Source organism: Persicitalea jodogahamensis, from assembly GCF_014651615.1.
In the GTDB taxonomy this organism is placed as follows: domain Bacteria; phylum Bacteroidota; class Bacteroidia; order Cytophagales; family Spirosomataceae; genus Persicitalea; species Persicitalea jodogahamensis.
This window is the reverse complement of sequence record NZ_BMXF01000007.1, coordinates 1-12,843: the sequence shown is the minus strand read 5'-3', so window position 1 is coordinate 12,843 and position 12,843 is coordinate 1. Positions and strand designations below refer to the sequence as shown.

14 protein-coding genes are annotated in these 12,843 nt (G+C 45.3%); all 14 read left to right on the top strand.

Translation table 11 applies throughout. From position 1 onward, the window contains the following. Nucleotides 1–129 precede the first annotated feature (129 nt). The 14 genes from IE117_RS23790 (at nt 130) to traN (ending at nt 12,612) form a co-directional block, all read left to right on the top strand. The gene (locus IE117_RS23790) at nt 130–537 is read left to right on the top strand and encodes a hypothetical protein (RefSeq protein ID WP_189568148.1); all 408 of its coding nucleotides are present in this window, start codon (nt 130–132) and stop codon (nt 535–537) included. A 6-nt stretch (nt 538–543) separates the two neighbouring features. Beyond that, nucleotides 544–1,278: a P-loop NTPase family protein gene (locus IE117_RS23785; protein WP_189568146.1), complete on the top strand. Its 735-nt coding sequence runs from the start codon at nt 544–546 to the stop codon at nt 1,276–1,278. A 3-nt stretch (nt 1,279–1,281) separates the two neighbouring features. Further along, entirely contained in the window at nt 1,282–1,824 is a 543-nt protein-coding gene (locus IE117_RS23780) for a hypothetical protein (protein WP_189568145.1), read from the top strand. Beyond that, nucleotides 1,821–2,555 (top strand): hypothetical protein, encoded by a 735-nt coding sequence (locus IE117_RS23775; protein WP_189568143.1) that lies wholly within the window; start codon nt 1,821–1,823, stop codon nt 2,553–2,555. The genes IE117_RS23780 and IE117_RS23775 overlap by 4 nt, the downstream gene beginning before the upstream one ends. Nucleotides 2,556–2,591: 36 nt before the next feature. Further along, nucleotides 2,592–2,915: a DUF4134 family protein gene (locus tag IE117_RS23770; RefSeq protein ID WP_189568141.1), complete on the top strand. Its 324-nt coding sequence runs from the start codon at nt 2,592–2,594 to the stop codon at nt 2,913–2,915. A gap of 36 nt (nt 2,916–2,951) precedes the next feature. Further along, a complete protein-coding gene (locus IE117_RS23765; RefSeq protein ID WP_189568139.1) occupies nt 2,952–3,308 on the top strand; it encodes a DUF4134 family protein in 357 nt (118 codons plus the stop codon). 12 nt (nt 3,309–3,320) lie between these two features. Then, nucleotides 3,321–3,758: a DUF4134 family protein gene (locus tag IE117_RS23760; protein ID WP_189568137.1), complete on the top strand. Its 438-nt coding sequence runs from the start codon at nt 3,321–3,323 to the stop codon at nt 3,756–3,758. A gap of 15 nt (nt 3,759–3,773) precedes the next feature. After that, entirely contained in the window at nt 3,774–4,094 is a 321-nt protein-coding gene (locus IE117_RS26610) for a DUF4133 domain-containing protein (protein ID WP_189568135.1), read from the top strand. 15 nt (nt 4,095–4,109) lie between these two features. Further along, nucleotides 4,110–6,638, top strand: coding sequence for a TraG family conjugative transposon ATPase (locus tag IE117_RS23750; protein ID WP_229581391.1), 2,529 nt, complete (start codon nt 4,110–4,112; stop codon nt 6,636–6,638). Between the two features lie 97 nt (nt 6,639–6,735). Further along, the gene (locus IE117_RS23745; protein WP_189568131.1) at nt 6,736–7,920 is read left to right on the top strand and encodes a hypothetical protein; all 1,185 of its coding nucleotides are present in this window, start codon (nt 6,736–6,738) and stop codon (nt 7,918–7,920) included. Then, nucleotides 7,917–9,101 (top strand): TraJ family protein, encoded by a 1,185-nt coding sequence (locus tag IE117_RS23740; protein WP_189568129.1) that lies wholly within the window; start codon nt 7,917–7,919, stop codon nt 9,099–9,101. The genes IE117_RS23745 and IE117_RS23740 overlap by 4 nt, the downstream gene beginning before the upstream one ends. Before the next feature lie 213 nt (nt 9,102–9,314). Next, complete coding sequence (gene traK, locus IE117_RS23735) at nt 9,315–9,932, top strand: conjugative transposon protein TraK (protein WP_189568127.1); 618 nt, start codon at nt 9,315–9,317, stop codon at nt 9,930–9,932. A 243-nt stretch (nt 9,933–10,175) separates the two neighbouring features. Beyond that, the gene (gene traM, locus IE117_RS23730; protein ID WP_189568125.1) at nt 10,176–11,612 is read left to right on the top strand and encodes a conjugative transposon protein TraM; all 1,437 of its coding nucleotides are present in this window, start codon (nt 10,176–10,178) and stop codon (nt 11,610–11,612) included. Then, nucleotides 11,590–12,612 carry a conjugative transposon protein TraN gene (traN, locus tag IE117_RS23725; RefSeq protein WP_229581388.1) on the top strand — a complete coding sequence of 341 codons (1,023 nt, stop codon included), beginning with the start codon at nt 11,590–11,592 and terminating at the stop codon, nt 12,610–12,612. The genes traM and traN overlap by 23 nt, the downstream gene beginning before the upstream one ends. Nucleotides 12,613–12,843 lie beyond the last annotated feature (231 nt).

Genomic DNA, 12,843 nt, shown 5'->3' with positions numbered 1-12,843 from the left:
AGCCACGTGTTGACAATATGTTGCAAGCAAAATATTTATTAAATATATTAAATTAATATTTTTTATTTTGAATTTCTCCTCTGATATTTGACCCATCAATGAGCATAGATGTCAGAATAAGGAATTGCAATGGCGGATGGTCAAGACAAACAAAGACTGATTTTCCTGATTGAGAATGACATGGTAAAAGGGAAATTCGAGTTGCTGTATAAGCTTTTTGGTCGCGAGGTAAAGGAATTGTCTTTACTCGGTGCGTCCAAAGTGATTTCGGCCGATTTAGGAATTCACGTCGGTATTCAGACCATGCGGACATTAAGAAATAAGTGCGGTGAGTTCGATAAAGTAAAGGACATGAGGTCAACGACTGTACAAAGATTCGTTTCGGCAGACGTCCAAGAAGGTGCAAACGACAATTGCCAAGAGGGCTACCAATCGATTGTGAAAGAAATGGATGGATTCAAACCTATGGACGTGTTTTCAGAGGCTCACAGCAAATCCCCTTCGCTCATAAAATGGGCAGACAAAAGCAATTCTTGATAAGGCATGGAACAGTCAGCAGTACCCAAGAAATTTAACTTTATAATCCAGGCCAAGGGTGGAGCAGGAAAATCATTCCTGACTTATTTGATTGCTGTTAAACACGAGGAGGACGACAGCCGCACCTTCATTGATGTCGATAGTTCCACCAAGACTAGCACTACCCAACTACAATTCTTGGCAAGAAAAGAGCAGCGCCTGGGAGAAATCGATTTGTTGGACAGCTATCGCAAGATAGCCCGGGATCGGCTTTTCGATAGTATTCAACAACTATCGCTGCTGACTAACGCGGTGTTCTATCTGGATTTTGGTGCGCCAGAATCGGAGCAGGTACCTGCTTTGCTGACAATCGATCTGGATCAAGAAGAATTTAAGCAATTCGAGCAGTTTTTGGGAGTAGAATTCATGTTTCACGTAGTCATTGCGGGCGGGACTGCCTATACCTCTTGCGTCGATTATTTGATGAAAATTTACAAGGCGGTCGGCAATGTCTTTCCGATCGTAATCTGGATCAACGCCAACACCTTTCAGAATTTCCCACAGCAGCGCGAGGAGTGTTTATCCGTAGCAAAAAAGTGTCGGATGACGATTGAGAGCTTCGGGGACATCGAACCCAATACTGACTTAGCCAGCAAGATCATTAGCAATATCGAGAGAGGGGAGGGGAGCAGCGGAATTCTGTCTGCTGGATGGTTCGCCAAGACCAAGATGGAAAAACTGGTGAAAGCCATTAACATTTAGTCAATGGAAGCGACGCAAGAAATTTCCGACGAGGTACTGCGCCGCATTTGCGGACATTTTCAGGAAAAGTACGGGCTGGCTATGGATTCGTTGACAGCGGCGCTGCTTAACGAGGTTAGAGAAAAGGGAGATCGCGATGCACAAAATCAACAGACAACAGTAAAGGAATTAATGACCCAGATCAATTCTCTGAAACCTTTCACAACGGATAATCCCATGGTTTCTTTCGCATATGGATTCGGAAAGCACGCCTGGGCTTGGACTGCGGTGGTGTTTTTAGGCATCGCGCTTCTGTTGTACCACAGTAGGGAAACAATGATGGCTGAGTATCAGCAGGCCAAGCACGTGGTAGAGCGCTATCCGAATTTACCCTTACTGGAACCGCTTATCAAATCAGCCAAAATTGTGAAAAAGGATCAAGGTGTTTTTCTGGAACTGGCCCCGGCAAAAGACCAACTCCTTCTAGGCAAAAACTATACTGTCGATCCAACTATGAGATTGCCTGAGAATGCCACAAAAGTGCTTGTACCATTAAGATTCAAATGATTAAAGCCTCTTTCATGATGCTATTGCAGATAATAAGTAATGGTGGTTATATTCTTTTCTCGTTTGTCGCCTTTATCGTTTACGCCTTCATCTACTTATCCTCCGTTGGCTTACTGAACGGACGAAAGGAGGATATGCAAAACCGTCCGGTAATAGCTGGTTACGAATCTCTTAGAAATGGTGATCGGAATATTGGGGAAGCAGACAAAGCCGCAATTGAGAGCCTGATTCATCCTTCAAAATCAGGCGATGGGGATGAGTCCTCTTACGACTATGAGGCTACATTTTACGGTAGCCAATCCAACAAAGCATACGTAGTCAGCTCACTCGAAGCCCTACGGGAGGACGAGGCGGATGAGGAAATAGAAACTCCATCTGCCAGCCCATCAATAGACGATGACGAGGATGAGGATGAATGGCCTGCGTTAGGCAGAGCCATCGAGTACGGGACCGAAAATTCGGATCACGAACTTACACTGAGCAGTGATATCATTGGTGATTTGACTGCGGAGGAGCTTGTCTTACTTACCAATATTCGTGCAACCACACTAAACGATGCTGAGCAATATCCTGAGTTAGTGGAAGAATGTATGGTCGCCAATGACAGAGTCAATGAGTTGGTTCTCCAAACAGGAAAGAGTGTCGATGAGATTGTCTCGACGCTGCTGAATACTCGGGAGAAAGTGATTTTCAATGCTTTCCCAATGAGAGAACACAATCGTGCTGCCTAGAAAATCCATTCAATTACCCCCAAAACTAAGAATTCTATGACTAAGCAATTACAAAAACTCTGTCTTACCGGATCGGCCGTTCTATTCTCTTTTGGAGCGGCATTCGCCCAAAACCCAGGTATCCAAGCTGGTGCACAAGCCATTCAGCAGGCATCGAGCGACCTCCAAGCATACTTCGAACCGGTCACTACGCTGATTTATATTATCGCAGCCTTGGTGGGCTTATTCGGCGGATTTAGAATCTACTCGAAATGGCAAAACGGCGATCAGGATGTTCAAAAAAGCGCAATCGGCTGGGTTGGGGCTGTTTTGTTTCTTCTATCAATCGCCGCCGTATTACAAGCTGTATTCTTTGCCTAAAAGCATCTCAGAGCGAATAAATCAACTATTGTGTCCATGAACGTAAATATCAAACTTTTCGGATTGCTATGCCAAGTGCAGCATTACTTGGGTGGCGGGGAAGGGGCTATCGATGGTTCCATCGTAGATCGGTACATAACGGATCCCATCTCCAATAATTTGGACGTGTTCTCCAATTTTGTTTTCGCGGTATGTGGGATCATGGGATTGTTAGGCGGACTCAGGATTTACAACATGGCCATGAATGGAGAGGACGACGTCAAGCGGCATGCCTTCCGATGGCTGGGGGCAATCATAGCCCTATTCGTAATCGGTTATGCTTTACAGGGGATCGCGTCTTCCCAAAAGCCAATGCAGGGCGATACCAACGTTAGAGGTTTTATGGATAAGTAAAAAGCACTAGGTATGGATCTGGCTGCCGCTTGGATAATGACCAAAATAATCGCTCTGACGATCATCGCTGTCTCAGGCTTGATCGCAGGAATGCGGATTTACCAAGGGATGCAACGGGGAGAAGACTTTGAAGCACCAGCCATCAGATGGTTGGTTGGATTGGCAGGAGCATCCGCGTTGGTTTATGCTGTGGAGTCTTTTATCTACAATGATAGCGGCTCCTGGGCAAGTTCAGGTTCAGCTCCTCATTTCCTTGCGTTGAGTTACGCAGCAGAAGCACATCAGGCCGCCTTGTACTTGGGACTCGCAATGGCCATTTTCGGGCTAATCAGGGTGTACGGCAAATTCCAGAAGGGGGACAACGACATCTACGAGTTCATGTTGAAGTGGTTCGGCTCTTTGATGTTTTTGTTTATGATGGGATGGATAATTGATTCGATCTTAGGCTAAACCAGGCATTCAAATATGAAAAAGTATTCTATCTATCGAGGAATCGACAACGAGATCGAGTTCAAGGGGCTGCGTGGACGCTACTTCTACTATGCGGCTGGTGGGGCGGTCGGGTTCATTATGACGACTTTGCTGCTGCACATATTTGGTGTCCCAATACTGTTCAACATTGTTTTTCTAGGCTCGGGGTTAGTGGCATCCTATCTCATTCCCACGAGCTACAACAAGTCGCATGGAAGGTGGGGGTTCGACAAACTTCCGGTACGAAGCCTACAACCAAAGCATATCGTAAGATATAAATCAATCAGGTCAATTGTGAGGCTGAGGACTAAGTAATTAAGATTGAGAGCGATGGCAAATCGAGTGAAAAAATTTGAGGAGATATATCCAATTTTTAGGATAGACGAAGAAACGGGAGTAATCATTTCCGTCAACTGTGACTTGACTATAGCCTTTGAAGTGACTCATCCTGAGATCTTCACTTCTTCCGACGGAGAGATTGACATTCTAACCGAAGCCTATGTGAGCGCGGTCAAGACGCTACCCGTGGGCTACATTATGCACAAGCAGGATTGGTATGTATCCCAGACCTACGAAGCAAACTTAAAAAGCCCCACGATTAGGAACGGAAACTTTGTCGCGTTTGACAATGAACTGCATTTTTCCGAGCGCTCATGCCTGAAGCACAGAGCTTACATTTACATTACCCGGCCAAGTAGTGATGTTAAAGGCAGAACTTCCAAATCTTCAAAACACTCTTCCTTGTTGAAACGGCACCTGGTGCCGAAAGATGTTCTTTTACCCGAAACCTGGGAGACTTTTTTGGATACCTGCGAGCAGTTCGAGTACCTATTGAATGGGTCGGGTAAAGCGAGCCTTCGACGACTGCTCATAGAGGAAATTGTTGGTGACGCGACCAAAACTGGTTTGCTTGAAAATTACACCAGCCTGAGTTTTGATGACCGCAGTTTGCATGAGATTGAGACCGCCGTGGACGGGTCGATTCAGGTAGGTGGTAATACCGCTTTCACTTACGTCATTTCAGAACTGGGCGTATTTCCTCCGGTCGTGACTAACTCTCTCGTTTACGAGCCTTATTCTTCCGAACGGTACAGTATCCCGGTTAGTACTGGCGCGTTTCTGGGGTTAGGGTTGCCTTTCAATCACATCTACAACCAGGTCATCATGATCGAAGACCGCGACGCTCTTTCAAAGAAGCTGGTTGCGGAAATCAAAAGGCACACCTCCTTCTCGGAGTGGGAAAAAGGAAACCAGGTTTCCATGGGTTATAAGGACGAATATCTCCTTGAAATGGAAAAGAGTGCCAGGACAGCGGTGAAAGCCCATTTCAATATCATGGTTTGGGAAAGGGACCGCGATACGGCGGAGGCTTTCCGTTCCAGCACAGCATCCGCGCTAAGTAATATTGGTTTTGTGCCAAGATTGGCTAGGCATGATGTCTCAACGCTTTACTGGTCATGTATCCCTGGCAACATTGGTGAGCTAGGCGCAGACAATCTGCTTACCTCATTTGTCGAGGAAGCTATTTGTTTGCTGGCCATCGAGACCAATTACAACGATGCCCCTTTTTCAAAGTCAGGTATAAAAATGACGGATCGGTTCGGCAATCCTAAAATGGTCGATCTTTTTGATGAACCATTAAAAAATGGGTCAATTTCAAACCGCAACACGTTCATTGTCGGCCCTTCAGGTTCTGGGAAGTCATTCTTTACCAACAACATGGTGTATTATATGCTCACGGCGGGTATGCACGTAAGCATTGTGGATGTTGGCCACAGTTACCGCAGGTTATGCGACGTGATGGGTGGCAGGTACGTGACCTACGAAAAAGAAAATCCGATCAGTTTTAACCCTTTCTACTTTAAGGAAGCAAGTCCCCAGGAAGAGGACGAGGATGCATTAGCTGAACTGCTGCTGTCTTTGTGGAAATCTGATAATGAGAAAGTGACAAACGCCGAGCTGACGACGATTCGCGACATTGTCCACAATTACTATGCTGCCCTCAGAAACGATAGGCACAATTCAGGTCGAACCTTTCCATGCTTCGACACTTTCTATGATTTCACCAAGCATACTTACCCGGAGATATTTACCGCCAACGGGGGTAGGGAAGGGCAGGAGTTTGATTTGACCAATTTTCTATACTGTCTCAAACCCTACTACCGGGATGGTCAATACGGATTTTTATTGAACTCACGCGCTAACATCGACCTGATGGATCTTCGCTTCGTCATTTATGAACTGGATAACATCAAGGATCATCCGGTATTGTTCCCGGTGACTACCATCATGATTATGAATACATACGTCAGAAAGCTTTTCAATGTAAAAGGGGTGATAAAAGCATTGATTATTGAAGAAGCTTGGAAAGCGCTGACTAAGGAGAAATTTGCCAACTTCCTGCGGTGGGCCTCCAAAACCGTTCGGAAGCATGATGGCGCATTGATCGTCGTAACCCAGGAGCTTGATGATCTGGTAGGCAATGAGGTAGTGAAAGACGCAATCATAAACAATTCTGATGTGAAAGTTTTGCTGGATCAGAAAAACTACGAAAATAGGTTCTCCGAAATCGAAAGTCTTCTAGGGCTTAGCCCAAAGCAGTCGGCTATTGTGCAAAGTGTGAATCGTTCCCTCGACCACAAGCGGCCGCCTTACCGGGAGGCTTGCGTGATGCTCAAAGATTTGACTAAGGTGTACGGAATTGAAGTTTCTCCGACCGCCTACGCAGCTTTCACCACTAAAAAAAGCGAGGTAGAGCAAATTCAAAAATTAGCTGAGACAGTCTATAAAGGAAATACAGAGAAGGCTATCAGAGCCTGGAGCAAAGGAGAGCGCGCCGAACATTTCGCTTCATTCTGATCATTGTGAGAACTTTCAAAGTGACACGGTGTCACTTTGCCTTGGAGACAAATTTCCTGTATGTAATATAGCCTGATAACCTTTTATTCTAACTAGCATGAAACCAAACCGAACAAAACTCGTCTTCCTGCTTCTTTGCTCGTTGCTGGGAGCGTACAGTGGCTTCGCACAGATGGTGACCTATGATCCCATCCACACGACAGTGACCACCATAATCAAGTTTTTCCAAGAGCCTTCTTTCGGGCAGCTTGTAGGGAACGTGAAAAAACTGGTTCAAATCTCGAAATTCATTCGCCAAGTGGGTAGAGGGGTTGATTTGGCTAAGGAAGCCAGCACTACGCTTTCGTTGATTAATAACTACGGCCAGGTAATGGCCGCCGACAAGCATATTCTTTCTACTGAATACGGCGTGATATCAAAAGACTTCGTGTCTTTCGCCAAAGAAGTCGCGGCTATTACGACCGATCTGGCGGAAGTGGTGCAGCAGAAGAACTCCACCATGGACGACGGTGCTCGTCTGCGGGGAATAAATGAGGCTTCGGACAAATTAAAACGGCTAAATACCGAAATCCGACACTACGTGGGACGCATAAACTACATTTCTCAGCGGCGCTCTTTCGGCGTAGAGGACAAAGCGGCTACCGCTCGCTTATACAATATTGCTTCCAATGTCACCCGCAACGGTGGAAGCAGCTTTTCGAGTGTGGACGAGTTTTCCGGCTACACTTATGGAAATGAATATGACAATGAGGAAGTTGATTTTGACGTAGAGAGAAAGATGGCGCAGGAATCAGCCATGATTCAGCAGCAGCTTTACCAAGAGTACAATACCAAATTGCAAATCGCCGAACTGGAAGCCGAATCTCTGGCCAGCTTACAGATTCCCAAAACAACCCAAGCAGGTTTCTTTAACATAAAGATGAGAGAAGGCGCTTGCCCAATGATTCCACAACTAACTCCACAGAATACCTTTTTTACTTCCACCATGCACTATGATTCTACGAGCGGGGCCACTTTCACAACCCATTACGAGGATAAAGGGAAAAATGCATTCGATAAAGCGCTAAAAGACTGGGAGTACCAAATGGAGGAGATCTGTGGCCCTCTTTGGGATGCTTACGAGAAGAAAATCGACTTACAAAGAAGTAAGATCGTTCAGGAGACCATAACACCGCTCAAGGAACAGTACACTAAGGAAATGAATGAAAAACTGGATGCGGCCAATGCCGCGCTAGCGGAAAAGTACAAGGGCCAGTCCACCACCAAACCGAAACCACAATGAGTAGTCTGACCATTCTGGCGTTTGGTAGTGCAGACCTTTTGAAGGTTATCGATACAATGTACACCAAGGAAATCGCCCAAAACACCTATAACAGCGGAATCGGTGTCGAACTTATGAATGCCTCTCGAGCAATTGCCGGCATTGCGGGACTCTTCTACGTAGCTTCCAAAATATCCGGTCAAATTATTAGGAATGAAGGCATTAACTTTATTCCACTACTGCGCCCCTTTGCACTGATGATTCTGATCGGGCTCGTCCCTCAAATCACCACGCTCATCGACACAACTTTCCAGAAAGTTGCGGTGGCTGCCCAAGCCGATAACGAATCAGTCAAGAGCCGAGTAGCTTTGCTACAGAAAAAACGGGAAGAAGCCGTCAAGAAAAAGTGGAAGGAAATAGAGGATAACGACGATGCCTACGCGATGGAGTTCGGTGAACCAAGTGATGATATGTTTGCCGCCGTTACCAAGTCTTTCAATATTGCCGTTGGCAAAATGTCGGATGACTTTAAATCCGCCATGTACGACTTTACTCAGTCCATGCTCTCTCTATTAGGTGACATCGCCTATATCATTCTGTACTTGATTTCGGCGGTGTACCGGATTATACTCAGGATAGTAGCTCCTCTTGCCATCGCTTTTGCGATCTTCGACGGTTTGAGTAACAATGTTTTGGAGTGGTTCGGCAAATATGTGAATTACGCCCTCCTGCCAATGGTAGCGGGCATTTATCAGAACATTGCGGTCACTCTAAATATGGGCTTCCTTGATGAAATGATGATTTCGGGAGATATGTCCGGTACGCTGCCTTCCCAGGATCCCTTTGCTTTCGGTCTGGTTTACACCGGGGTATTGATCATTCTCTTGGTTTTGTATATGCAAATTCCATCCATTACAAATATGATTATGGTGGTAGGAGGTTCATCGGGCATGATTCAAGGGCTGACAGGAAAGATTGCTTCAAATACCAATGCCGCAGGAAGATTCGGGAACAAGCGTATGTCCGGCGGAACTATGGCTACTTCTGTGATGGGAACCTCAGGTCCGATTGGTTCAATGATTAAAGACACAGCGAGTAGTCGAATGGGTAGGGGAGGGGATACTCACATTAACGGAAGTTCTGGCTCAACCGCCAGAGGCCCTTCACGTGGTTTTTCAAATAATGCTAGACACAGCAACTAATGGGAAGAAAATCTATTTATGAGAGTTTCATGAGAATTCAATTAGAAGCCATAGTGATTTCCGTGCTTTCATTGGCCATGACAATTGGCTGTGTGGTCTGGTGTTATAAAAAATTCAACGAAAGGACTAGCGTCACGTACATTCATAATCACGGGGTAACCTTGCAGGTTTTCGATGACACAGAGAATCAGGAAGCCATTCTAAAATAAGAAAATGAAAGAACTGCTCGATTTGGAAAAAGGCCATCAGCGTGCCAGGTTGCTCGTAATCACCGTCGTGATTGGCTGCTTGATTACCTGCATTGTCTCGGTAGTAATGGCTTATAAACACTCATCGGACGCCTCTAAGAGAATTTTTGTAGTTAACAGAGGTGTTGCCCTTGAGGCATTTAGTGCCAATGTGATGGAGAACCGTCCTGCGGAAGCGATTTTTCACGTAACCCGCTTCCATGAACTGTTCTTTACAAATCCACCCGATGCTCGATCCATTGAGGCCAACTACGTAAAAGCATCTTTTCTGGCTGATGAATCCGTGAAAATGACATTTGAACGATTAAAAGAGGACTCGTTCTATCAAAAGTTGATCCAGACCAACACCAACCAGAAAGTGGTGGTGGAAAATGTAGAGGTAGATATGAAGAAATATCCTTACAGCGTGAGAACTGTATTCAAAGTCATTCAGGAACGGGCGACCAACAAAAGTACGCGACTATTGGCGTCTGAGGCTTCCCTTGTAGATGTTACCCGGTCGGAGGTAAACCCTCAGGGTTTTCTGCTCAGAAATTTCAGGATTACGCAGCGTAGTGACGCCAAGGAAGAAATAACTAGGTGATTATCATGCGTTTTAAGAAAAATACGGTGAAAACGAGTAAAAGCGAACCTAGGCTTTCGGGCTACGCTGTAGGAGCAGGAATCAGAAAGGCAATCGAGGGAAAAACTCGATCGACCGGGAACGCGCTTAACTCTTTTCAGCACAAGATTGGGGTACGAGCCACCTCGATTATAATCAGCCTCATGTGGCTGGCCGCATTCTATTATTTCGCTCATTTACTCTTTCCTTTTTTTCAATAATCGTATGGACAAGACCACAGAAATAAAAGCCGACAAGGCCAAGCAGCTATCGAAGCCTACCAAACATATTTTTATGGTACTGCTTCCAATCCCTATTCTCATAGCTGCGGGAATCATTGGTAACATTCAGGGTTGGATCGGCAAATCGGCCAGAGCAGAAGGTTATGATGTTGGTGTTGGTGTTGCCATGTCAGTTCCCGAGGCGAAAGTGAAGGATTTGGAAAAAGACAAGAAATACGGGAATTACTCTTCGGAAATTCCTCTAAATGAAGTTAATGGACTAGGGATTTCATTTGACGATAATTCCAATATCAATTCCAAAATGCTGAATGGAGAAGGTGGGACTTCGATGGGTATCTCGTCCAATAATGATAAGACAGTAGATGCCTTGGCTGAGGAAATGGTGGCCAATGCAAGGAATGGAAACATTGCCACCTCAAAAGAGGTCAACTTGAGTAGCCAACAGAAAAAGCACCGTGCATGGGAGAAAAGCATCGAGCAGCAGCGGGGCATTAATCGAAATGTCAATAGCACGGTTGATGCAATGTACCGAAACCCCTCGCTGAGCAGAGAGGAGAGGTTTGATCAGACACGAATGAGCAAGGAGGAGCAACAGCGAATCAGGGCCAATGAGAAACTTCTCGATTTACTTGATAAGCAAATCCAACAGCAAGGACAACCGGGTGTTGGTACATCTGTTCCCCAGCCAATGAGTAGTGCCAGTGAAAGAGGGAATCCTGTTCTAGCTGCGAAGAGAGATAATTATCATGTCGAACCTTCTCAAAATGTAGCCATAGGCACGAATGGGCGAGAAGGTGGCAATGCCTTTTATGGGCTAAATGGTCGCAAACTCAGAAATAATAGACCTACTAAAACAAGCGGTTCAATCAGAGCGGTCGTTCATGGTGACGGAGATGGGATCACAGTTACCAATGGATCGTCGGTAGCTATTAGGATGCAGGACGAGACGATAGTTGGAATAGATGGTGAGCCACTTGTGCTTCCAAAGAACACGCTGGTGTACGGCGTCGCAAGAATTAATGGAGATCGTATAGACATAACCGTTAGTAGGATTCGGATGGATAATTTTATCTATAACGTTCATCTGGATGCCTACGATCTCGATGGTCGAAAAGGATTGTACGTCCCGGATATGAAGTTGAAGCAGCGTGCGAGCAGTTCCATTGTTCAGGGTTCAACTCAGCTTGCCAGCCCAGGCTATATCGTTGGAGGCTCGGTCGGACAACAGGTCGGTGGCCAACTAGCCTCCCAGGGAGTGGGCATGGCATTGAATGCAGGAAAGAATATTCTGACTCGAAAGGCCCAGCAACCCAAGGCGTCAATTAGGCCCAATTACCAGATATTTTTACGATCCGGGACGGCTACGCCTGAGATGAACCTTGATGAAGAGCAAGACAATGATGAAAGTCAAATCAATTAAAATTATGATTAATAGAAAACTCATAAGGTCGCTAAATCTGTTCTGGTTATTCACTTTGTCAGTCAAAGTAGTTGTTGCACAACGAATTAAGAATGATTCCATCGTTCCCAATAGTGCTATAAGATCAGCAAACTATCTTAGGCCCATAGAGATAGAACCTCATCCTTTCATTCTCCCGATTGCCAAGGCATCGGTGCGAGGAAGTTATCCAATGGAACTTTCGTACAGCAAAACGACCCACATCATCTTTCCCTCGAAAATCCAGGATTTCGATGCTGGTAGCGACGTTGTGATTGCCACTGTGCCGGAAAAACTACTGAATGTGCTTCGTGTGAAATCGGATACCAAGGGTTTCGCAGGCGAAACAAATATGACGGTGTTTACAGAAGACGGTGGCCTATTCAGCTTCCTGATTAGGTACAATGAAAATCCAGCGGTTTTTAATATCAACATCTCCAACAATATGGCAGCCGATGGCCAGGCCACCACGTCGATGGGTATAGGTCAGAGTTCCAATAACTCCCCGAACGTATACGTGATGGAGGAAGGTAATTACTTGGAAGAGTCATTGAAAGCATCCTCTCTTGAAGTATTGGTGCGAAAGGATTATATCCGACAGGTGGGAGCGCGGAAGAGCGACTTAAACATCCTCCTGAGGGGTATATTCCTCGACGAAAACAATGTCCTGTATTTGAAATTGGACATGAAAAATAAAAGCCTGATGCCTTACCAAATTGATTTCATCAAAGTTTTTGTCCGGGATAAAAACCACATCAGGCGAATGGCTGCCCAAGAGAAAGAGATTTCGGTATTGATGGATTACCCTGTGAGTATCACACACCTGAATGGCCTGCAGAGTCTGGAAAAAGTGATTGCGATACCATACAGCACCTTATCAGATGGTAAAATATTGGAAATCGAGATTTACGAAAAAGCAGGTGGAAGACATTTGAAATTCCATTTGGGAAACGATATTTTGATAAAGGCCAAGAGGTTATGAAAAAGGCTCCTATATTAATTACCTATTTAATCAGTATAGTTATCATCATGAAAGTATGATTGGAAACCTTAGCTTTGGTATATTTGACTAGTGATGACAAATTTTAAGAGGTTTGTGCTCACCGCCCTAACGGTCTGTCAGCCGTTAGGGCAATTTCAGCGAAAACATCGTCAGTCAGCAGACAGAAAGGGCTAACTATAACCACCACCACGGAAAAGAGACTACTGCTAT

Bases quoted from the DNA above. Each gene is read 5' to 3' on its own strand.
- IE117_RS23790 (WP_189568148.1), top strand. From the start codon at position 130: ATGGCGGATGGTCAAGACAAACAAAGACTGATTTTCCTGATTGAGAAT.
- IE117_RS23785 (WP_189568146.1), top strand. From the start codon at position 544: ATGGAACAGTCAGCAGTACCCAAGAAATTTAACTTTATAATCCAGGCC.
- IE117_RS23780 (WP_189568145.1), top strand. From the start codon at position 1,282: ATGGAAGCGACGCAAGAAATTTCCGACGAGGTACTGCGCCGCATTTGC.
- IE117_RS23775 (WP_189568143.1), top strand. From the start codon at position 1,821: ATGATTAAAGCCTCTTTCATGATGCTATTGCAGATAATAAGTAATGGT.
- IE117_RS23770 (WP_189568141.1), top strand. From the start codon at position 2,592: ATGACTAAGCAATTACAAAAACTCTGTCTTACCGGATCGGCCGTTCTA.
- IE117_RS23765 (WP_189568139.1), top strand. From the start codon at position 2,952: ATGAACGTAAATATCAAACTTTTCGGATTGCTATGCCAAGTGCAGCAT.
- IE117_RS23760 (WP_189568137.1), top strand. From the start codon at position 3,321: ATGGATCTGGCTGCCGCTTGGATAATGACCAAAATAATCGCTCTGACG.
- IE117_RS26610 (WP_189568135.1), top strand. From the start codon at position 3,774: ATGAAAAAGTATTCTATCTATCGAGGAATCGACAACGAGATCGAGTTC.
- IE117_RS23750 (WP_229581391.1), top strand. From the start codon at position 4,110: ATGGCAAATCGAGTGAAAAAATTTGAGGAGATATATCCAATTTTTAGG.
- IE117_RS23745 (WP_189568131.1), top strand. From the start codon at position 6,736: ATGAAACCAAACCGAACAAAACTCGTCTTCCTGCTTCTTTGCTCGTTG.
- IE117_RS23740 (WP_189568129.1), top strand. From the start codon at position 7,917: ATGAGTAGTCTGACCATTCTGGCGTTTGGTAGTGCAGACCTTTTGAAG.
- traK (WP_189568127.1), top strand. From the start codon at position 9,315: ATGAAAGAACTGCTCGATTTGGAAAAAGGCCATCAGCGTGCCAGGTTG.
- traM (WP_189568125.1), top strand. From the start codon at position 10,176: ATGGACAAGACCACAGAAATAAAAGCCGACAAGGCCAAGCAGCTATCG.
- traN (WP_229581388.1), top strand. From the start codon at position 11,590: ATGATGAAAGTCAAATCAATTAAAATTATGATTAATAGAAAACTCATA.